Genomic DNA, 22,645 nt, shown 5'->3' on the forward strand with positions numbered 1-22,645 from the left:
GGGTTTCGCGTGAAGTATACAAGTATCAGTGAAATCGGATTAATCCGCAAAGAAAATCAAGACTACGTTGCTGTAGTTGAAAATGACAATGCACTTTTAGCTGTTGTATGTGATGGTATTGGGGGCGCGAATGCAGGATCTGTTGCAAGTCAAATGGTTGTAAAACTACTTCGTGAAGCTTTTATTGATAAGCGTGAATTTTCAAATCTAAAGGATATTCGTGCTTGGTTTGATAAATCAATTACATCCATTAATCGTGCGACCTACCATGAATCTTTAGTCGTGCGCGAGTATTCGGGCATGGGAACGACACTTGTTGCAGTTGTTGTCTTGGGTGATGATGTGATTGGTTTCAATATTGGTGATAGCAGAATTTATAGTGTGAACCAAAATCAATTAACATGTTTGAGTCATGATCACACGTATGCATATGAAATGTATAAACGTAATGAAATTTCGAAAGAAGAAATGTATAACCATCCTAAACGTAATATTTTAATGAATGCCGTTGGAATTGATGAAAATGTTGATTTTGAAGTCATTGACATAACGTCACAATGGGAATATTTATTGCTTTGTTCGGATGGACTTCATGGTTATGTTCCGCAAGAACACATTGAAGCAACCTTTAAAATTAATGGCCTTCTTGCTCAGCGGAATCATTTAATGGAAATGGCATATAAAGCGGGAGGATATGATAATATTTCAATTATTCTCCTCGAGGCAGATCGTCATGAATAGTAGTATTATTGGATCACGTTATCGTATTGTTAAGAAGATTGGTACCGGAGGGATGGCGGATGTCTACTTAGCACTCGATACTGTTTTAAATCGTGAGGTCGCACTCAAAGTTTTAAGAGGTGATTTATCACATGACCCGGTAGCGCTTTTGAGATTTCAACGAGAGGCAAATGCAGCCTCTGGATTGAATCATCCAAGTATTGTTGAGGTATATGATGTCGGTGAGGATGAAGGTCAACATTACATCGTCATGGAGATGATTCGAGGAACTACACTTAAACAACTCGTTCATCGCCGAGGTGCTTTAGATAAATATGAATCGGTAGCAATTATGCAACAACTCGCATCTGCATTACAACATGCTCATGCAGCACAGGTAATCCACCGAGATATTAAACCGCAAAATATTCTCGTGAAGGATGATGGAACGGTAAAAATTACGGATTTTGGTATCGCACTTGCCGGTGACGCAATCCAATTAACCAAATCAGATTCCGTATTAGGTTCAGTGCATTATATGGCTCCAGAGTGTTCTCGGGGTGAAGGTGCAGGAGAACAATCGGATGTGTATTCTCTTGGTGTTGTTTTTTATGAATTACTCACAGGGGATGTTCCTTATCGGGGAGAGACACCGGTTGAAATTGCTATGAAACATATGAGGGAACCATTTCCTTCTGTAATGAAGTTTAATCCTACACTGCCCAATTCAATTGCGAATATTATTGCACGTGCTACGCATAAAAACCGTACGCATCGTTATGCAAACATGAAAGAGTTTGTAGAGGATTTAGACACATGTCTCCTTGAATCTCGTGCGGATGAACCTTTATGGGAAGCAACGATGGAAAGTGATGATGGAACGAAATTAATTGAGAAACTTAATGGGGTAACGGAAACGGTCCCCAATCAAGACAAACCTAAAAAGAAAAAAACGATGATTATTGGTGCAAGTTTACTGGCTATTATTATTGTAATTTTTGGTATTTGGATGATCTTCGCCCCGAAAAAACCAAATGATGTAGAAATTCCAGACTTAGCAGGACTAAGTGTATCAGAAGCGAAAGAACATCTTGCAAGTTTAGGTCTTAATTATTCCCCGTCATATTTATACGAGATTTCCGATAAATATGAAGATGGCAAATTAATTGGTACAAAACCCGAAAAGGGAACGAGAGTTCTTAAAGGAGACCAAATTAAACTTATCGTATCGCAAGGAAAGATTTACACTGTAGAAGATTTTTCTGGGAAATCCGTAAATGATGTTAAGGCAACTTTATCTGATAAAAATATAAATATTAAAACGACTTCAGAATATTCAGCATCAGTTCCAACGGGTCATATTATCCGTCAGGAAGGATTGATGCCAGGTGATAAAATTAAGCTAGAACAACGTTATGATATTATTTTGGTTGTTAGTTCCGACAAAGAACTTGTGTTACCTGGGGACTTAATTGGTAAATCCATTGATGAAGCGAAAGCACAATTAGAAGAATTGGGTGTTGAGGTGACCACTTCAGAATTACCAACGCAAAACCTTAGTATTTCAGAGTTAAACAGTCTGAGCTTTGGCACGGTAATTCGGTCAAATCCAATGCCTGGAAGTTATTATATCCAAAATTCAGGGAATTCTGTGACATTGTATTACTATAGTGAGAGCAGTCGTCCCAAAGAAGAAGACGAAAAAGAAGAAAAGCCAAGTGATTCTGATGAGCAATCTGAAGGGAATCACGACAGGGAGGCATAATGAAAGAAGCTGTTATCACACGAATTGTATCCAACCGATATTCCGTTTATTTTGAAGGGGAGTTTATTATCGCGACTGCAATGGGGAAATTGAGGCTCGGTGATAAGCCAATTGTCGGAGATCATGTACATATCGAGGAGTTAGAGGGGAAATGGGTCATCCAACGCGTTCTTCCCCGCCGAAATCAATTGATTCGTCCACTTGTGGCAAATGTTGATCAAGCTCTTATTGTGATGTCTGCGAAAGAACCTGATTTTTCCTTTACTCTGGTCAATCGTCTTATTTTTCTTGTATCCCTTCAAAACATTAATCCTATTATTATAGTCTCAAAGAGTGATTTAGCGGATGAAGCACTCAAACAAAATATTCTTGATGAATATGAAAAATATGGTTATCAAGTCATCATGAGTGGAAGTAATTTACCAACCGATCCGCTTGAAGCGATTATGAAGGGAAAAATATCTGTCTTAGCAGGTCAAAGTGGTGTTGGGAAGTCAAGTATTCTCAATCGCATTAGCGACGATCTAGAACTTAATACACAAGAAATATCTAAGGCATTAGGACGGGGTAGACATACGACGCGCCACAATCAAATTTATCCTTTATGCGGTGGATGGATTGCGGACACACCGGGCTTTTCTTCATTAGATTTTAGTACTGTAGATCCGCTCGAGTTATCGCAAGCAATCCCTGATTTTGCGCCTTATATCGGAAATTGTAAGTACCGTGATTGTATGCATATAAAAGAACCGGGTTGCATTATTAAAGAAAACGTTGAAAGTGGAGCAATCTCAAAACAACGATATCAAGATTATCTTGATTGCTTAACATTAATTAAGGAGGAGTCACGATGAGTAAAATCGTATCACCATCTTTATTATCCTTGGATTTTAAAGATATGAAAACACAATTGAAACGTGTAGAAGTAGCAGGTGCAACGTGGTTGCATTACGATGTAATGGATGGAGTTTTTGTGGACAATATAAGTTTTGGTCCAGCAATAATGAAACAAATTGGTCAAGTTTCAGATTTATTGATGGATGTCCACCTTATGATTGTAAATCCTGAAAAGTACTTTGATATGTTTATTGAAAATGGCGCTGATGCAATAACCTTTCATACAGAATGTTATGGTGACCCAACTCAAGGCATTGAAGCTGTTAAGTATTTGAAGAAAAAGGGGATTAAGTCGGGGATTACATTAAGACCAGGAACAGATCTTGATAAAATTGTCCCTTACTTAAAACATGTAGATCTGGTTTTAGTGATGAGTGTTGAACCGGGATTTGGAGGACAAGCGTTTATGCCTGAAATGCTTGAACGAATCAAGCAACTTGATGAAATGCGAAAACTAAATAATTATGAATATCTTATTTCGGTAGATGGGGGCATTAATGGTGAAACCGGTCCTCGTGCACGTCTTGCGGGCGCAGATATCCTTGTTGCGGGTAGCTATGTATTTGGGGATGATATTGAAAAGGCGGTTTCGTCTTTACTATGAAAACCGTCACAATCGTTTTAGGAGAGCATCACGAAACTATTATAGGAGATGTCATTGGTGTGGATTTTGGTGCTTATGTATGTGCTCGCGATGGTGTAGCGATGACATTAGCCTGTGGCGATTTTGATTCTGTAACAACAGTGCAATTCAAGGAGATTGAGTTGCACTGTTCGCATATTCATAAATTAAACCCCATCAAAGATGAGACTGATTTTAAGTATGCATATTCTCTTTGTGATGATTATGATATTATTCGCGTTCTTGGCGGTTTGGGACGTCGAAAGGATCACGAGTTCATAAATATTATGACAGCGATGAAGGACTCAAGAATCGAGTTATATGATGGCTTAAACAAAATAAAACGATATGGCTCAGGGAGCCATATCGTAGATAAGTTAAATTATAAGTATTTTTCGGTTGTTGTACTTAAACAAGGTTATATTACCCTGAAGGGTTTTAAATATCCTCTTACTCGACGAGAAATATTTCCTTTTGATGATTATCTCACTTCAAATGAAATGATTCATGATAAAGGAGAAATAATCCTCGAAGATGCAAGTGTTCTCGTTATTCAAGCATGCGATTCATAATAAAAAAACGGTGTGAACCGTATTTTTTATTATTTTGCTTGTTGTGCTTTCAATGATTTTAGTGCACGGGCGGAAATACGGACACGAGTTGGTTTTCCATCCACCATAATTGTTGCATTTTGCAAGTTTACATTCCATTTACGACGAGTCGCACGAAGTGAATGTGAACGTTTGTTTCCTGATAGTGTTTTTTTACCGGATACGGAACATACTCTAGGCATACCGTAACCCCCTTTCTTATCTATTTCATAACGCTTGACTATAATATCATATAGATTTTGTTTAATCAAGTATCTCAGGGAAAAATTATCACCAAAAATTCTTGTGTGAAATAACAAGCAAAAATGCACTTAACACACCATCTATCACTTTGCTATTGGACTTTATTATGATATTATTATAATAGCACAAGGAGGTTCGCTGATGGAGAAACAAATAGTTGCAGCTTTAGAAATCGCGGATCATGAAGTGCGCTTATTAGTTGGACAATTTTTCAATGGCCGATTAAATATATTAAAGGTTGAACGAGTCCCACATTTAGGTGTGGCGGGCTATTCGATTATGAGCGAAACGCATGTGGTCGATTCAATTAAAAAAGCGATTGAAAATGCATCGCGTAATTTGGGGGTTGTAATAAAACAAGTACTATTACTTGTTCCTGGCGTCCATATGAAGCGAATCAATAAACAATTGCGCGTACCAATCACTGGGCGTATTTCTGAGAATGATGTAAAAAGAGCATATAAAGAATTATTAAACGTAAAAGCTCCTGAAGGACATATATTAACGAACGTATTAATGAGTAAGTATTTTGTGAACGGAAGTTCGACTCGTAAATTACCATTAAATGAACGATGTGAAAGTTTAACGATAGAAGCAGATTGCTACTTCGGGAAACAATCCATCATTTTCCCATATGTGTCATGTGTTGAAAAATCAGGATTAAAGATTATTGATATTGTTTTAGATGATATTGGTTTTGCAAAAGAGGCTTCATTATTTGAAGCGTCAATTGATAAACCAATTGTTTCTTTAACATTAGGTGAAAAACTAACAAAATTATCACTATTTAGTAAAGGTATTCTCTTATCTAATGATTATATCGATCGTGGATTTGATGTCTTTATGAAGAAAATCGAACGTACATTAAAAGTGCCAACGGATGTTGTGCATCGATTATTGTATTTTAATGTCGATTTAAATAATGAAAATCCGAAAGATGACCCTATATTTATATGGTCAACTAAATCAACATCCCATACCTTATCTCAGGTAGATCTTATGGATTTAGTTGCAGAGGATATTCATAAATTTATTGTTGAAATATGTAATAGTTGTGAACCGATTTTTGAAAGTCTTGGGGAACCTCGTTTTATTATTAGTGGAGAAGCCGCAGAGATTTCAGGAATTACAAATTGTATTGAAAAAATAACAGAAGCGGAGGCGGTTACATACCGTTCTACAACATTTGGTGTAAAAGATTATGGTCTAACATCTCTTGTAGGGGCATTTTACTTTTATAAAGACCAAAGTATATTCCGTGATGTAACACTCTCAAGCGTTGATGAAGATGAGTTTAAGCGAGTTGTGTTACAATATGAAAAAGACGAAGATGACTCGATTACTCAAAAACTGAAGAGCATGTTCTTTGAACGTTAGATGGAGGAGTGAACAAATATGGATGCGAATTTTGAACAAGTAGCAAGAATTAAAGTAATAGGTGTCGGTGGCGCTGGATGTAATGCGGTTAATCGAATGGTTGATGAAGGCATGAAAGGTGTAGAATTTTATGTCGCAAATACAGATTTACAAGTGCTTAACTGTTCGCCTGTAGTTAATCGTATAGAATTAGGCCGTGAGGTGACGAAGGGTCTTGGGGCAGGTGCGAATCCAGAAATGGGACGTAAAGCTGCCGTTGAGAGTGAAAATGAAATTCGAGAAGCTGTAAAAGATGCTGATATGGTCTTTGTTACAGCTGGTTTAGGCGGTGGAACTGGTACAGGAGCATCACCACTTGTTGCGAAAATCGCGCAAGAAGAAGGTGCACTTGTTGTAGGGATCGTTACAAAACCATTTACATTCGAAGGACGTCGTCGTTCAAATCAGGCAATGTCTGGATTGGAAGAATTAAAGTCTTATGTTGACTCATTAATTATTGTAAGTAATAATCAATTACTTGAAGTGATTGGACGTATTCCATTCCAAGAAGCATTTAAAGAGGCAGATAATGTACTAAGACAAGGTGTTCAAACAATTACTGATCTGATTGCTGTTCCTGCAATGATTAACCTTGACTTTGCGGATGTTCGATCCGTTATGGCAGGACAGGGAAGTGCTTTAATTGGAATTGGTATGTCACAAGGTGAAAATAAATCAATTGAAGCGGCTCAAAAAGCGATTACTTCTCCACTTTTAGAAGCACAAATTGATGGTGCTCGTAATGCGATTGTAAACGTTACAGGTGGCGATTCAATTTCGATTCAAGATGCATCAGAGGCAGTAGATTATATTCGTGATGCAGCGGGAAATGATATTGATATTATCTTTGGAGTTGCGATTAATGAAAATATTGGTGATTCCATTATTGTAACCGTAATTGCGACTGGTTTTGATGGTGCGGAAGAACCTGCACCTGAAGCCCATGCTACGCGTACTGCGGCTGAAGCAAGACCCGCTTATCAAACGTCACATAACAATCAGGAAGAACGTCGTACTGAAAACAATGATATCCCTGAGTTCTTTAAAACGCGATAAGTCACATTGTTTGATCTTTTAAAAGATTAGAAGTAAAGAAAGAACACGTTTCTTTCTTTTTTTATGAAGTTATTTCTGAAGTACATACATAGTAACGGAGGTGATTTATGCTTTCGTTATATATAACTGGATTGATTGTATTAATCGGATTGGCGGCGGTATACAAAATCCTAACAAGTAGTAGCGGCAGTTTATCTTATGGTAAAGCCAAAATTCAGTGGGGACGATGATGGTCGACAATATCACCTAATGCCACGTGAGAAACTTTTAGCGCTCGGTCCTGAAAAACTTTCGGATGCGGAACTGATTGCAATCTTATTACGGACAGGAACACGCAATAAAAGTGTTACAGTCCTTGCTTCTGAAGTCATACAATCGATTGGCGGAATTCAGAATCTGATTACGATTCAATATGGGGAATTATCAAATATCAAGGGTATGAAAAAAGCTAAATGTTCAACTCTCATTGCGTTACATGAGTTGCTTCGAAGAATTGTCAAGCCAGTGCCTGGGGAAAAGATTCAACTAAGTTCGTGTCAACATACAGTGAGGTGGTTAAATCTTGAGATTGGGTTTGAGGAACAAGAACGCTTTCTTGTGCTTTTTCTTTCCACTCAGAACAGACTGATTCGCTACTTAAATTTATTTAAAGGTACGGTTGATCAGAGTTTAGTTCATCCACGTGATGTCTTTAGAGAAGCGGTACGATGCAATGCATCTCGAATTGTACTCGTACACAATCATCCTGGAGGATCGCTCGCTGCCAGCGAAGCAGACATAGAGATGACTCAAGTTTTGATTAACTCTGGTTATATGATTGGAATTGAGGTGCTCGATCACATTATCGTCACCTCAACAGAGTCTGTTTCATTACGTAAATTGCAACCGCTTTTATTTGGAGAATAGGGGTTAAAACCCTTATTCTTTCATTTGTAAAAAGTTGGATTTGTAAGTATAATAAAGAAGGTGATTAAATGAAACGAAAGAATAATTTTAGACGTTTACTTATTTATTTGTTAACAACAGTTATTGTTTGTCTTTTTGGAATGGGATTTGTAAAAAAATCGTCATTTTATGAATCATCAGATCGTAATTTCTTTAGTTTCATTTCGATGGTACGTTATGGGTTAATTGATTATCCAATTGAAACAATGAGCAATGTCGTAAAAGACACATCGACGATGTGGGATGTGCGTCATGAAAACGATAAGTTAAGAACACAATTAGAAACATCTCATCATTGGCAAACGCGATTAAATGAATTAGAGAGTGAAGTGGCTGAACTTAAAGCGCTGAATGAACTTAATTCAGTCTATTCAGAATTTACACAAGTTAACGCAACTGTAAAAAACCGTTCATCTGAAAAATGGGATTCCGTTATCACAATTGATAAAGGAAGTGAAGATGGTGTTGCTGTTGGCGACGGTGTTGTGGCTCCGAAAGGAATTATTGGTAAAGTATTAAGTGTTGATAAAAATCAATCATTGGTAGCACTTCTAATTGCTAATGATGAAAATTCGAATGCTACGGTGCAAATAGAGGTATCGAAAGGGAATTATGTTCAAGGAATTTTAAATTCGTATGATCATGAGAAGAAATTGTTTTCTGTCGTACTTCTTGAGTCTACTTCAACCATTGCCGCAGATATGCCTGTATCAACTGCAAGCATAAGTAGTGTCTATCCAAGTGGTTTGTTTGTTGGGAAAGTCGACTCTGTTAAAAATGTTGCAGATAGTGTTGGCGTGCTTGTGTATGTAAAACCTTCTGTAGATTATAATAATATTAAGTATGTTTCGGTGGTGAAAAAATCATGAGAATGATTCGCTGGATGCATTTTCTATATATTTTGGTTTTATTGGTTTTAGATTCAATTTTTAATGCTCTGTTTACGCAACTTGGTTTGAGTTCGATAACGTTTGTAAGCAGTTTGCATTTTCTTGGACTAATGCTATTAACGCAAAATGATTCTCAGACTGAATCGATTGTCAAAGCGATTCTTTTAGGGATATGGATGGATTTAAACCATATTGGATCGTTTCCAATGTTCTTTGTTAGTTATTCCGTCACAATAGCGATTTTAAGAGTTTGGGATCGTTATATTGGGACATCAACATTTGAGTTTCTAGTTCTAGCAGTTATTGGGTTGTTTATCAAAGAAATGTTAATTTTTGGAATGTTACCTCTTGTTAAAGGGGTATCGTATGGTTTAATTACTTTTATAAGTACTCGAACTTTATGGGTAATTATCGGTAATTTAATTCTGCTACCAATCGCTATGACGTTATATAAATTAATGCATCGTATGATTATGCAACGTGTTCAAAATTTATATATGCGTTAATAAAAACAGAGGGAGATATTGATTTATGAACATATTTCAACGCATTCAAAAATTTTTTGATGATCATTTCAGTTGGAAGCAACTTGTTCCTTTTATGTTATTTTTATTAAGTGTATTTTTATTGATGCAAACATGGGCTGTTTGGCAACATGCAATTGAGTTAGCAAAACGCATTCTACTACCATTTGTTATCGGTTTTGCGCTCGCATATATTGTTAGACCCATTGCTGTTTTCTTTGAAAAATACAATATTAAGCGGGCTATTAGTGTTCCCATCACGCTTGTATTGTTTGTGGTACTGATTGTACTTCTTTTTTCATCAATTTTACCATCACTCTATACAGATATATCACAATTAATTGGTAATAGTATGGATGGGATTCAACAGCTTTACAATTACTATAAAGAGATTAATCATAATAATCCTTCACCTTGGGCAGATGATATATTTAAGCAAGTTATGGGGATGCTCAATGGAATTGTCGGTCAGATACCAACATTGCCTGCTGCAGCATCACAGTTTTTATCAAAGATTTTTTCAACAATCACGACTGGAATTTTTTCATTTATTATTGGGATGTATTTTGTTTTTGATTATGAAAATTTCACGGGAAGTGTTTTACGAATTGCAAATAACATTTCACCTAAATTGGGGAACTCTATCATTGTTATTGATCATGCAGTTAGCCGTTATTTAGGGACGCTTGTAGTTATTATGACCATTACATGCATTGAGTACAGTTTGCTTTATCTAGCTGTCGGCCATAATTATGCATTTGTTCTCGGGGTGTTGACCGCATTTGGATTATTAATTCCATATATTGGACCAACTGTTGTGCATGTACTGGGGATTTTAACGGCATTAACGTTACCGTTACCACGTGTGCTTATTCTTACTATTGGTTTAGTTGTTTTGTCAAATGTAGATGGTTATGTGGTGTCACCGATGGTTTATTCAAAACGCGACAAAATCGAACCCCTATGGTCGTTATTCGCATTTTTTGCGTCGAGTGTTTTATTTGGATTTGTAGGGATTTTAATTTCCATGCCATTATACTTCTCGATACGTGCCTTATTTAACTTGAGAAAGAATAATTGGGTTATCCCTGAAGAAAATTAGTGTATAATAAAATGTGAAAAGAGGTTGTGTATGAAACGATTGATGAGTAAAATACTAGTGTTGGTTATCATACTGGGGACATTGTCGGGATGCGTTCCTAGAAGTCGGAATGTAATCGTTACAAATTATCCAATTCAGTTCTTAGTTGAGCGTCTTGCTGGTGAGCGTGTAAACGTTCAACGGATTGACACCGGTTTAATACCTCAACAGGCGACAGTCAAAGATGATTTTCAAGAAATCATCAAAAAAGCAGATACAATTTTTTATATTAATGAATTACAGCCCTACTGGCAACTTTACCTCGATGATCTTCAAAATTCTAAATTGCAGATGATCGATTTATCGGAGCGATCAATGTTGTATCCATTTAAACGATATACAAATGTAGTAGTTGATGGCCAGTCCCATGCGATTGAATCTGCATATTATGAATCAGAAGCTTTTGCCGCTGTGGATCAATACGACAAAGATCCATTTTTATGGATGGATCCTTTAGCGATGACGTCCATGGCACGTACAATAAAAGATTGGTTGGTTCAAACGTATCCAGATGAGGAAGCTTATTTTACAGAACAGTTTGAAGTCTTAGAAGTTGAATTAACAGGACTTCAAGCGCAGTACCAGTTATTGCGAGATTCAGAAAAAGGGATTAAGTTTGTTTCAATGACACCATCTTTTGGTAACTGGCAAAAGAGTTATAATATTGGTGTTTATCCCGCAACCTTGTCAAAATACGGAGTGTTGCCGGATGAAGAAATGTTGAATGCAATTAGATCACGCATTGCAAAAGATGGTGTTCAATATATTGCGTATGAAGAGAATATGCCAGAAGAATATGTAAAATTATTTAATCAATTAAAAACAGAGTTTAATTTAACACAAATTGAATTAAGCAATCTTTATAATCTATCAGATAAAGATATCGAAGCGAATTATGATTACATCGCGAAAATGAGACTTAATCTAGAAACCCTTGAGACGATTGCTAAGTAATCCCAAGGGTTTTACTTATTTAGAAAGTAGGAAAACATGAATAAATTATTATTAATCGATGGGAATTCAATGCTTTTTAGAGCATATTATGGAACACTTTCAAGGGGTTATATGAAATCCAGTTCAGGTGTAGTGACAAATGCAGTATATGGCTTCTCAACGATGCTTGCAAAGGCTATAGAAATTATCAATCCAACACATGTGCTCGTTGCATTTGATACAAAGGATAAGACGTTCCGTCATGATATGTTTGAAGCCTATAAAGGAACACGTAAAGAGGTTGATGAAGAATTGGTGTCACAATTTGCTCTTGTACGTGAATTTTTAGATGCATATCCTATACAACGGTTTGAATTAAGTGGGTATGAAGCAGATGATATCATTGGAACGATGTCAAAAATGTATCCTGATTCGAAAGTTGAAATTCTGACAAGTGATCGTGATATGCTTCAATTAATTGATGATAATGTTGATGTTTTGTTAATGAAAAAGGGTCTTACAGACTTGCGTTTAATGGATAAAATGAGTCTTTTGGATGAGATGGGTATTGAACCAAAACAAATTGTCGATATGAAAGCTCTCATGGGTGACGCAAGCGATAATATTCCCGGTGTTCCTTCGATTGGAGAGAAAACAGCGCTTAAACTTCTCGGCCAATATGGTAGCTTTGAAAATCTTTATGAACACAAAGATGAAATCAAGGGGAAAATGGGCGAAAAAATTCGGGAATTTGAGGACCAAGCGAGAATGTCATATCAGTTGGCTGAAATCTATACTTCTGAACCACTTGATATTGATCTATCTTCCATTAAGTATGAAATTCCAAATGAATCTTTAAATGCATTCTATCGTAAATATGATATGAATTCGCTTATTACAGATCATTATGATGTCGAAACAATTGAAAAAGAGAATATAAAGTTTATTCATTTGGATTCATCCTGGCAAAAATCAGCCATCGCAATTTCGATGGAGCTTGATAAAAAGGGAAATCTTCAGGGGTGTTTCATTTCTGATGGGAAGGAAAATATTTACCTCACACTTGGGGAAATGGTTGAAAACCCTGAATTTAGAGCTCTGATTGAGTCCGATATTTCCATTGTAGTAGATTCATCAAAATCGCTTTATCGTTTTTGTCTTGAGAACCATTTTGAAATTCAGCATCAGTTCGATGACCTTTTATTGCTTGCATTTATTGTAAACTCATCGATTACAACTATGGCACGATTAAAAGATGAATTTGCGCTCTGGTTTCATGAATACGAAGGGATGGAGAAGGGTGCGGCTTTCACTCAAGCTATTCTTTCTCAATTTAAAACTTTAAGTGATGAAGCAAAACAAATTGAAGTGCTTTCTGTCTATGAAGATATTGAAAAACCTCTTGTCCCCATCTTATCAAAATGTGAATTTAGGGGGATCAATGTCGATCGAAGCGTTCTTGATGATATTGCAAGTGCGACACACCAAAAAATTGAGACGCTGAGTAAACATGTTTATGACCTTGCAGGCATGGAATTTAATTTAAATTCACCGAAACAGTTAGCGGAGGTCTTGTTTGATCATTTAAAACTCCCAACGAAAAAGAAACGTTCAACTGCTGTAGATGTGCTTGAAGGTTTGATTGATGAGCATGAGATTATTGCACCTATTTTGGAGTATCGTAAGTATCAAAAACTCTATAGTACCTATGCCGTAGGATTGACCAAACATATTCACGCCGATGGGAAAATACATACTTCTTTTAACCAACACGCAACACAAACCGGTCGTTTATCGTCAAGTGATCCAAATTTACAAAATATCTCTGTTCGTGATGAAGAAACACGAATGATTCGAAAGGCTTTTGTAGCATCAGAAGGATGTACGTTAATGTCAATTGATTATTCTCAAATTGAACTTCGTGTCCTTTCTTATCTTGCTGATGAGAAGCGTATGATGGCGGCATTTAATGGTGGCCATGATATTCATGCTGAAACGGCAAAGGCAATTTTTGGAGTGGATGAAATTACCGATACCATGCGACGTCAAGCAAAAAGTGTTAACTTTGGAATTGTTTATGGTATGTCCGAATATGGATTGTCTAAACAGTTGGATATAAACATACCTGAGGCGCGTCATTTTATAACACGATATAATGAAATATATCCGAACATTACGAAGTATATGGATTCCGTGGTAGAAGATTGTACGCGTGATGGTTATGTTAAAACCCTATTTAATCGACGTCGATATATACCTGAAATCTATGATGCAAATCGAGCGGTAAAAGACTTTGGTAAGCGTGCTGCGATGAATGCACCCATTCAAGGGACTGCAGCGGACATCATTAAGATAGCTATGATCAAAGCAGATGAATTGCTTGTATCCAACAATTACAAATCTGCTATGATTTTACAAGTTCATGATGAGCTTGTATTTGATGTTTATGATGATGAGCTTGAAGCGATTCAAAATCTTATGGTATCAGTTATGGAACACATTGTTTCTTGGCCGATTGATCTGAACGTTTCTGTGGATACCGGTAAGGATTGGTATTAATAATGCCTGAGTTACCAGAAGTTGAGACGATTGTACGGACCCTAGAGAAGTCACTGAAAGGAAAACGTATAATTTCAATTAATTTTATTTATCCAAAGCTTCTTGAAACGCAATCGGAGTATCCACTGGAGGCATTAGAAGGAACATATTTTAAGGATTTCCATCGTCGAGGAAAATATTTGTGGTTTGAGATGTCGAATGGTTTACATTGGATTCTGCATTTGAGAATGGAAGGCAAATTTCACCTATACGACGAGGTAAAAGTGCCATCTAAACATACTCATTGCGTTATTAATTTTGATGGAGGAACGATTCACTATCTGGACACGCGGAAATTTTCGCGTATGGCTGTCGTATCGGATCCAATTCGATATTTAGAAACCAAAAATTTAGGATTTGAACCGTTTGACCCTAATTTAAGTGGTGACTATCTATATCAGAAAATTCATCAATCCAATCGTGTTATGAAAACGATCTTACTAGACCAAAGTATTATTGCGGGAATTGGCAATATCTATGCAGATGAGATACTTTTTGAAGCACAAATTCATCCACTTACCACCGGATCAAAAATATCAAAAAAACAGTGTGATATGATTGTTGAGACGGCACAAGTTATTTTGATGAACGCAATCAAGGCGGGTGGAACAACTATTCGTTCTTACACGTCCTCGCTTAATGTTACTGGTCGTTTCCAAGTTAATTTGAATGCCTATGGGAAAGCGGGGGAACCGTGTTCACGATGTGGGAAGACCTTGGAGCGCATTGTAGTATCAGGACGATCAACTGTTTTTTGCGGAAAATGTCAGAAGGTGAGACGATGAAAATTGGAATAACAGGAACAATTGGGGCAGGTAAATCGAGTGTAAGTCAATATATAAGAGACTCCGGATATCACGTTTATGATATGGATCGTTTGACGCATTCATTTTACGAACCCAATGGTATTTTATATGATTATATTATCGCGCTACTCGGTTCGCAAATTTTAGAAACAGATGGAACCGTAAATCGTCAGAAAATGTCTACCATTCTATTCAAAAATCCGGAAATGCTGGCGGAACTCGAACGAAACGTTTTTTCGGAAGTCAGAGTATTTATTGAGGAGATTATCGATAATGAAAAATCAATAATTTTCTTTGAAGTCCCACTTCTTTTTGAGGCAAATATGGAAGACTTGTTTGACAGCATCATCATGGTGAGTGCAGATTATAATACACGAATTCAAAGACTGTTGGCTCGAGGCATGAAAATGGAAGATATCAACCTTAGAATGAATCGACAGTATTCGGAAATAATCAAGGAAGAAAAATCAGATTATATTTTATATAATAATGGTACACTTTCCGAATTAAATTACGACACTGAGATATTGATACAAAGAATTAAAATGGAGGGTTTAAAAGATGCAAGAAGTCGTTTATAAAACAAATGTAGATTTTAAAATCGCGCCGGATCAGATGGAAGCGTTGGTACTTTTATATCAGCCACTGTTTTCTTATCCTGCATTAAGTCTTTATCTAACCCTTTATGAGTTTGGGCAATATGAATGCGAAGTACCGATTCAGACCTTAACGCATATGTTACAACTTGGAATTTCAGAAATAAACGATTATCGAAAAGAACTGGAAAGGTTTGCACTTGTGCGAACCTTTGATACAGGCGTTTTAACGCTTGTGCTTGTACCGCCAATGAATCCACATGATTTTCTCCAACATCCTACTTTTGGAAGACTCTACTCGATTGTGAGAGGGAGCGAGTCATTCATCGAAGTTTGCACACGCTATCGTAAAGACGTTTGTGTCGAGGTGGATAATGAAATATCGGCGAGTTTCGATTTAACACGGCTATCGTCTTGGGATGAATCACTTGAGGAATCCTATACATCGAAGCGAACTGAAGGAGCGGGCCTGATCCGTAAGCACAAATTTGACGTTGAAGGGTTCTTTAAGTCTATTAGTAATGCGATGTATCCCCAAGCATTTCGAACGGATGATGTCCGAGAAAAAGTAGGTGTTTTTGGATCGTTTTATAACTTAAGTTATTTAGATATGAAATCGGTATTAATGGCATCTACAAATTTTGAAACAGGGACATTTGATTCAAAAAGGTTCCAACATCTTATTGAAAAAAATCATGGAACACAAAGTGTTGCGAGTGTTTCAGATCCATATGAACTTGATCCGATTAGTTTCCTCGCCTACAAACAAGAAGATACTTATATTATCGATGCCGATCGTAAGCTCTTAAAATCTTTGGAGCATAATTTTGGCTTTGATAATAAAGTTATAAATGTCCTCATAGAGTACATATTAGAAACAAATGATAAGAATTTAAATCGAGGGTTTGTTGAAAAGGTTGCATCATCATGGAAACGTCGTGGTGTGAAGACGCTCGAGGATGCCCTCAAAGAAAAAGAAACGCCAAGTCACACAAGCAATAAACGCATTGCGAAACCCAAAGTAGAAGTGGTGAGTCCGACATATTCGACTGATACTACCATTGATAAAGATGTTGATTCCCTGAAATCGCGATTGAAAGGGATGTTAAGTAAAGGAGAAATCTAGATGAGTATGCGCAATCTAAAATTCGAGTTAACCGATGAACAAGTTCAAAAACGTTTGGAGACGTTTGAGCGTTTACGTACATTGCCAGAAATAATTGATTTCATGAAACGTTTCGAATGCCCTGACGCTATCATTGAAGCAAATGCATTTCAATTTAAAAACTGGGTATTAAATAAACGGAAAGCAGAATCGTATACGCCTCAAGAACTTGAAAATGATCCGAGTTTAGGTCAATATGTAGACCTAATTTATGATCAATCAACAGGTATTTTGTCGGAACAGATTTATGAACTTCCAATTGTTCGTGAAATTGCTGAAGAAAATGCATATCTAAATCAATATGTCATTTTTGATTTGCCATTGAGTTTACATAATGCACTTTTTTCGAAAATTTCCATTGAACATGAGAATCCAAATTATTTAAATGTACTTGAAGATATGATTAATTTTGTTGAAAATGATAAGCTGGGATATTATCTCTATGGTAATTTAGGAATTGGAAAGAGTTACTTAAGTGCATGTGTTTCCAATGATTTTGCCAAGAGTGGACGTAATGTGGCGTTTATTCATGTTCCAAAACTCATGAGTCATTTAAAGCAATTATTTACACATCCGTCAGAGATGGAATATACGTTGAGGAAACTTAGAAAAGTACCTTTGCTCGTTTTAGATGATTTAGGAGCAGAACCGATAACGTCATGGAGTCGTGATGAAATTTTATTATCAATACTCAATGAACGCCTTGAGAATAAGAAGAAGACCATTATAACAAGTAATTACAGTCCGGATATGCTTGTAGACTTGTATAAACTTGATAATAAGGGAACTTCTGATGAGATTCGAGCTAAAAGATTGGTAGATCGTATCCATGCTTTAACAATCCCATATGAAATGGTGGGTCAAAATCGACGAAACAAGTAATTTCTCAACATTTTGTAGAGAAATAGCAATAAAATAGTGGTATGATTACAAGAGAGGTGAATTATGAAGAAGATTGGCATATTAACTTCAGGTGGTGATGCTCCGGGCATGAATGCAGCGATTCGTGCCGTTGTCCGTTCTGGTATTTCAGCAGGACTTGAAGTATTTGGTGTTTTTGACGGATACGAGGGCCTAGTTAACGATAATATTCGTAAACTAAGTCGTGGTGATGTTAGTGACATTATTATTCAAGGTGGAACAATTTTAGGGAGTGCACGTCTTGAGGACTTTAAGCTTCTTGAAGTTCGTGAAAAAGCTGTAGCGAACTTAGAGAAACACGGTATTGAGGGTTTGGTTGTCATAGGCGGTGATGGTAGTTACCGTGGTGCGATGGCACTTACAGAGATGGGGATTAACTGTATTGGAATTCCAGGTACCATTGACAATGATATTGCATCTACTGATTACACGATTGGTTTTGATACAGCATTAAACACAGTTATTCTTAATGTTGATAAACTCCGTGATACTTCGAGTTCACACCATCGTTGTTCAGTTGTAGAGGTTATGGGAAATCGATGTGGTGATTTAGCCCTCTATGCTGGATTAACAACAGGTGCTGAAGTAATTATTACAAAAGAAACAGGATATGATGAATCAGAAGTATTAGAACGCTTAAGCAGAATTGAAGAAGTGAAGAAAAAACGTCATGCTATTGTTATTATTAGCGAAAAAATAACGGATGTAGAGCTTCTAGCGCAAAAGATTTCAAGACATACTGGTTTTTCTGGCCGTTCAACTGTTTTAGGTCATATTCAACGTGGTGGATCACCGACGGCACGTGACCGTATTTTAGCAACACAATTCGGTGATAAAGCAGTAAGACTGCTTATCGCAGGTGATGGCGGTAAATGCGTCAGCATCTTAAACGAAGAAATAGTAGCAATTGATATTGATGAAGCATTGAAAATGCCTAAAAAATCAAGTAGAGCGCTGTTTGAATTACATGACAGATTGGTATAGGAGGATAAACAATATGCATGAAATGAAAAAAACTAAGATTATTTGTACTATCGGACCCGCTTCCGAATCACCAGAGATGATCGAAAAACTCGCAAATGAAGGAATGAATATCGTTCGTTTTAACTTCTCACATGATGTTCAAGAAAATCATTTACGTCGTATGAAAGTTGTTCGTGAGGTGAGTGATCGAATTGGTATTAACTTGGGAATTCTTTTAGATACAAAAGGACCTGAAATTCGTTGTGGCGATATGGAAAATGGCGCACTTGAATTTGCAGAAGGTGATATCGTTCGTGTAGGGGTTGATGCAGATTACGTAGGAAATAATGAGCGTTTTACTTTATTAGTACCAGAAGTTTACGAAGACGTTAAAGTAGATGACTACTTACTTATTGATGATGGTAAAATGAAACTAACCGTTATTGATAAAAAAGATGGAGATCTCGTTTGTCGTGTCGATAATCCAGGTCTAATCAAAACACGTAAAGGTGTTAACGTACCGAATGTTGTGTTAAGTATGCCATTCCTTTCAGAAAAAGATCGTGCAGATATCACATTTGGGGCAGTAAATGGAATTGATTATATTGCAGCATCTTTTGTAAGACGTGCACAAGATGTTTTAGATATTCGTGAAGTGATTGAAGCAGCTGGAAAACCAGACATCCAAATCATCGTTAAGATTGAAAACCAAGAAGGATTCGATAATATTGAAAGTATTCTTGAAGTCGCAGATGGTGTGATGGTTGCTCGTGGTGACTTAGGTGTTGAAGTAAGTACACATTTAGTTCCTATTTACCAAAAACAAATCATTAAGACAGCAAATAGAATGGGTAAACCAGTTGTAACAGCTACACATATGCTTGAATCAATGCAACAAAACCCACGTCCTACTCGTGCTGAAGCAAGTGATGTTGCGAATGCAATCTTAGATGGTACTGATGCAATTATGCTTTCAGGGGAATCAGCTGTTGGTGCCTATCCAGTAGAAGCTGTTCGTACAATGGCTGAAATTGCAATTGCTATGGAAGAAATTATTCCTTACCGCGATCGTTTGCGTCATTCAATTGAATCATCAAAACGTACAATTCAAGATTCAATCGGAATTTCTATTGCTGAAACAGCCTTAAACCTTGATGATGTAGCCGCAGTTATTGCATTTACTCAAAGTGGTTCAACAGCAAAACGTATTTCAAAATACCGTCCAAATGTTCCGGTAATCGCTGTTACTTTCACAAAAGAAGTTCAAAATCGTCTAGAAATCGTTTGGGGTGTAAAACCTGTGGTTTCCGATATTCGAAACGAAATGACAAATGATGATGAAATCGCAAATACAATTGCGAAAAACTTTGGTATTGAACCAGGTAAAAAAGTTATTATTGCAGCTGGATACCCAACAGGTACCGGTAATACAAATACAATGAAAATTATTGAAATTAAATAAGGAGATTGTTATGAATAAATATATCGGAGTTGATTTAGGCGGTACGAATGTACGTGTAGCTGTTATTGATGAAGATGGAAAGATTCATGAGCAAGTTAAAAGCGAATCATACGCACTTGAGGGACCGGAAGTTGTTTTAGATAACATCATCTCGATGATAAAAAATCTAAAACAATTTGATGAATGTGTTGGCATTGGACTGGGTTTACCCGGTCCAGTTAACACAGAACTCGGGTGCGTAACCTTATCTACAAACATGAAAGGGTTTACGGAATATCCGGTAATCGACTATCTCAAAAAACATATAGATTTACCAATCTATATGGATAATGATGCAAATGTAGCAGGTCTTGCGGAAGCACTTGTTGGTGCAGGTAAAGGCAATAATGTAGTCTATTATTTAACGCATTCAACTGGTATTGGAGGGGCACTTGTATTTAATGGACAAGTCCTTTCAGGTCATAAGGGTTATGCAGGAGAAGTAGGAAATATCGTAATTGACCGTGAACGCGTTCGTCGTTCGGACATCAACACACTTAATGCAGGTGCAGTTGAAAATGAAGCGAGCGGTTCAGCATTAGTTCGCAAAGCTCAAGAATTGATTGATCCAAAGATTCAGTCTGCTGAAGAAATCTTTACGCTCATGGAACAAGGAAATGAAAAAGCGATTCAACTTATTGATGAGATGTCATATGATTTCGCAATGATGCTCTCTTCAATTGCACATGTATGTAATCCACATATTTTTGTAATTGGTGGTGGTGTTACGAAGTCAAAAAACTTATATTGGGATCGCATGATTGGTTATTATCAGGATTTAGTTCACGAACAAATGAGAGATACTCAATTTGTAGAGGCTGAATTGGATGAACCCGGTGTAATTGGTGCTGCGATGTTGTGTTACTCGAAAGAAGGTCACAGATAATGAATGATTTATTAAAAAAATATGCTAAATTAGCGGTGCGTTCAGGTGTTAATGTTCAAGAAGGACAAACAGTTTTAGTAAATGTTAAAGCTGAACATTATGAATTTGCACGTTTAATTGTTGATGAAGCCTATGCAGCAGGGCAAAAAGGTTGTTGTTAAATTTGGTGATGACCACATTGCTAAAATGCATGTACAAAACCAAGATATGGATACTTTAACAGATATTCCTCAATGGCTTATTGATGAATATGACAGTTATTTGGAAGAAGATTTATGTCGTTTATCCATTTATGCACCATCACCAGGTCTTATGGCTGATGTTGATGGCGATAAACTTGCTGCACAAGCAAAGGCACAAGGACAAGCTCTAAAACGTATGCGTGAATATACAATGGCAAATCGAGGACAATGGTCACTTGTTTCACTTCCAACAAAAGAATGGGCACATGTTGTGTTCCCAAATTTAGAAATTGATGAAGCTTATGATAAATTGTTGGAAGCAATTCTCTATGCTGTTCGTATTAATGAAAATGATGATCCTGTGTTAGCATGGGAAAAACATAATGAAAAACTATCACATCAAAACAAAATTCTAAATGATTACAATTTCAAATCCTTGCACTTTAAAAATGGCAAGGGAACAGATATTGTCGTAGGTCTCGTGGATAATCATGTTTGGGCTGGCGGCGAAGAAGTCTCTGAACGCGGTTATACTTTTAATCCAAATATGCCAACAGAGGAATCATTTACGATGCCAGATCGCCTTAATGTGAATGGTATTGTCTATAGTACAAAACCTTTAAATTACAATGGTAAACTTATTGATGAATTTTGGTTGAAGTTTGTTGATGGAAAAGTTGTTGAGTTTGATGCGAAACAAGAACGTGAAACACTTGAACAGCTTTTAAACACGGATGAAGGAAGTCGACACATTGGTGAAATCGCATTGATTTCTCACAAATCACCAATTTCGGATTTAAATATCCTATTCTATAATACACTCTTTGATGAAAACGCATCTTGCCATATGGCTTTAGGACGTGCCTATCCAATGAATATCAAAGGTGGAACAGAAATGACCGACGAGGAATTACTTGCACATAATGCTAACGACTCATTAAATCATGAAGACTTTATGTTTGGTAGTGAAGATATGAGTGTTGTCGGAACAACACACGACGGCGAATCAATTATTGTGTTTAATGAAGGTAATTTTGTAATTTAGTTGATATTTCTTTACTATTGATGTATAAATAATATATAAACAGTGAAGAGGACAAAAATACGTTGTTTTGAACTAGAGAGTGAAGTGGTTGGTGAAAACTTCTCGTAGAATATGCGTATTTACCACCTCAGAGTTGGATTTTAGAAAAAATCCCGTATTCTGGCGTTAACAGTTTAAGTGCACAATTTAAATTGTGAATTAAAGGTGGTACCGCGTAAA

Annotated in this window: 21 protein-coding genes, 1 pseudogene and 1 other annotated feature (1 of these 23 cut by a window edge); of the genes and pseudogenes, 21 read left to right on the forward strand and 1 reads right to left on the reverse strand. The window is 36.7% G+C overall.

Annotation, left to right across the window (positions count from 1 at the left end):
• The first annotated feature begins 9 nt into the window (after positions 1-9).
• Genes EEI45_RS05010 through EEI45_RS05030 form a run of 5 tightly spaced genes read left to right on the forward strand, consistent with a single transcriptional unit; the run spans position 10 to position 4,576 of the window.
• The gene (locus EEI45_RS05010; protein WP_125164371.1) at positions 10-741 is read left to right on the forward strand and encodes a Stp1/IreP family PP2C-type Ser/Thr phosphatase; all 732 of its coding nucleotides are present in this window, start codon (positions 10-12) and stop codon (positions 739-741) included.
• Positions 734-2,485: a Stk1 family PASTA domain-containing Ser/Thr kinase gene (gene pknB / locus EEI45_RS05015; RefSeq protein WP_125164372.1), complete on the forward strand. Its 1,752-nt coding sequence runs from the start codon at positions 734-736 to the stop codon at positions 2,483-2,485. Before EEI45_RS05010 ends, pknB begins: the two co-directional genes overlap by 8 nt.
• Positions 2,485-3,339, forward strand: a complete 855-nt coding sequence (gene rsgA / locus EEI45_RS05020; protein ID WP_125164373.1) for a ribosome small subunit-dependent GTPase A — start codon at positions 2,485-2,487, stop codon at positions 3,337-3,339. The genes pknB and rsgA overlap by 1 nt, the downstream gene beginning before the upstream one ends.
• The gene (gene rpe / locus EEI45_RS05025) at positions 3,336-3,986 is read left to right on the forward strand and encodes a ribulose-phosphate 3-epimerase (protein ID WP_125164374.1); all 651 of its coding nucleotides are present in this window, start codon (positions 3,336-3,338) and stop codon (positions 3,984-3,986) included. Before rsgA ends, rpe begins: the two co-directional genes overlap by 4 nt.
• Positions 3,983-4,576, forward strand: a complete 594-nt coding sequence (locus tag EEI45_RS05030; protein ID WP_125164375.1) for a thiamine diphosphokinase — start codon at positions 3,983-3,985, stop codon at positions 4,574-4,576. The genes rpe and EEI45_RS05030 overlap by 4 nt, the downstream gene beginning before the upstream one ends.
• 29 nt (positions 4,577-4,605) lie before the next feature.
• Here EEI45_RS05030 and rpmB read toward each other — a convergent pair whose 3' ends face one another.
• Entirely contained in the window at positions 4,606-4,797 is a 192-nt protein-coding gene (gene rpmB / locus EEI45_RS05035) for a 50S ribosomal protein L28 (protein ID WP_013853067.1), read from the reverse strand.
• A gap of 202 nt (positions 4,798-4,999) precedes the next feature.
• On the opposite strand from rpmB, the gene EEI45_RS05040 reads away from it, so the two are divergent.
• The 16 genes and pseudogenes from EEI45_RS05040 (at position 5,000) to EEI45_RS05115 (ending at position 22,426) form a co-directional block, all read left to right on the forward strand.
• Positions 5,000-6,235, forward strand: a complete 1,236-nt coding sequence (locus tag EEI45_RS05040; RefSeq protein ID WP_125164376.1) for a cell division protein FtsA — start codon at positions 5,000-5,002, stop codon at positions 6,233-6,235.
• An 18-nt stretch (positions 6,236-6,253) separates the two neighbouring features.
• A complete protein-coding gene (ftsZ, locus tag EEI45_RS05045) occupies positions 6,254-7,330 on the forward strand; it encodes a cell division protein FtsZ (protein ID WP_125164377.1) in 1,077 nt (358 codons plus the stop codon).
• Between the two features lie 198 nt (positions 7,331-7,528).
• Positions 7,529-8,236 (forward strand): RadC family protein, encoded by a 708-nt coding sequence (gene radC, locus EEI45_RS05050; protein ID WP_125164378.1) that lies wholly within the window; start codon positions 7,529-7,531, stop codon positions 8,234-8,236.
• A gap of 68 nt (positions 8,237-8,304) precedes the next feature.
• Positions 8,305-9,144: a rod shape-determining protein MreC gene (gene mreC, locus EEI45_RS05055; protein ID WP_125164379.1), complete on the forward strand. Its 840-nt coding sequence runs from the start codon at positions 8,305-8,307 to the stop codon at positions 9,142-9,144.
• Positions 9,145-9,158: 14 nt separating this feature from the next.
• On the forward strand, positions 9,159-9,671 hold the full coding sequence (locus EEI45_RS05060; protein WP_228410222.1) for a hypothetical protein: 513 nt from the start codon (positions 9,159-9,161) through the stop codon (positions 9,669-9,671).
• A 25-nt stretch (positions 9,672-9,696) separates the two neighbouring features.
• A complete protein-coding gene (locus tag EEI45_RS05065; RefSeq protein ID WP_125164381.1) occupies positions 9,697-10,791 on the forward strand; it encodes an AI-2E family transporter in 1,095 nt (364 codons plus the stop codon).
• A 30-nt stretch (positions 10,792-10,821) separates the two neighbouring features.
• Complete coding sequence (locus tag EEI45_RS05070) at positions 10,822-11,784, forward strand: metal ABC transporter substrate-binding protein (protein ID WP_125164382.1); 963 nt, start codon at positions 10,822-10,824, stop codon at positions 11,782-11,784.
• A 36-nt stretch (positions 11,785-11,820) separates the two neighbouring features.
• The gene (gene polA / locus EEI45_RS05075) at positions 11,821-14,322 is read left to right on the forward strand and encodes a DNA polymerase I (RefSeq protein WP_125164383.1); all 2,502 of its coding nucleotides are present in this window, start codon (positions 11,821-11,823) and stop codon (positions 14,320-14,322) included.
• 2 nt (positions 14,323-14,324) lie between these two features.
• Complete coding sequence (gene mutM / locus EEI45_RS05080) at positions 14,325-15,146, forward strand: bifunctional DNA-formamidopyrimidine glycosylase/DNA-(apurinic or apyrimidinic site) lyase (RefSeq protein ID WP_125164384.1); 822 nt, start codon at positions 14,325-14,327, stop codon at positions 15,144-15,146.
• Complete coding sequence (gene coaE, locus EEI45_RS05085) at positions 15,143-15,748, forward strand: dephospho-CoA kinase (protein WP_125164385.1); 606 nt, start codon at positions 15,143-15,145, stop codon at positions 15,746-15,748. The genes mutM and coaE overlap by 4 nt, the downstream gene beginning before the upstream one ends.
• On the forward strand, positions 15,729-16,889 hold the full coding sequence (locus EEI45_RS05090; RefSeq protein WP_125164386.1) for a DnaD domain protein: 1,161 nt from the start codon (positions 15,729-15,731) through the stop codon (positions 16,887-16,889). Before coaE ends, EEI45_RS05090 begins: the two co-directional genes overlap by 20 nt.
• On the forward strand, positions 16,890-17,810 hold the full coding sequence (locus tag EEI45_RS05095; protein WP_125164387.1) for an ATP-binding protein: 921 nt from the start codon (positions 16,890-16,892) through the stop codon (positions 17,808-17,810).
• Between the two features lie 63 nt (positions 17,811-17,873).
• Positions 17,874-18,833 (forward strand): 6-phosphofructokinase, encoded by a 960-nt coding sequence (pfkA, locus tag EEI45_RS05100; RefSeq protein ID WP_123171370.1) that lies wholly within the window; start codon positions 17,874-17,876, stop codon positions 18,831-18,833.
• A 13-nt stretch (positions 18,834-18,846) separates the two neighbouring features.
• Positions 18,847-20,274, forward strand: coding sequence for a pyruvate kinase (gene pyk, locus EEI45_RS05105; protein ID WP_125164388.1), 1,428 nt, complete (start codon positions 18,847-18,849; stop codon positions 20,272-20,274).
• 10 nt (positions 20,275-20,284) lie between these two features.
• The gene (locus EEI45_RS05110) at positions 20,285-21,199 is read left to right on the forward strand and encodes an ROK family protein (protein ID WP_125164389.1); all 915 of its coding nucleotides are present in this window, start codon (positions 20,285-20,287) and stop codon (positions 21,197-21,199) included.
• Positions 21,199-22,426: pseudogene (locus EEI45_RS05115) on the forward strand (aminopeptidase). The gene EEI45_RS05110 and the pseudogene EEI45_RS05115 overlap by 1 nt, the downstream one beginning before the upstream one ends.
• 33 nt (positions 22,427-22,459) lie before the next feature.
• Positions 22,460-22,645, forward strand: a binding site (T-box leader) (it continues 12 nt past the right edge of the window).

The organism is Erysipelothrix piscisicarius (assembly GCF_003931795.1).
Classification (GTDB): Bacteria; Bacillota_I; Bacilli_A; order Erysipelotrichales; family Erysipelotrichaceae; genus Erysipelothrix; species Erysipelothrix piscisicarius.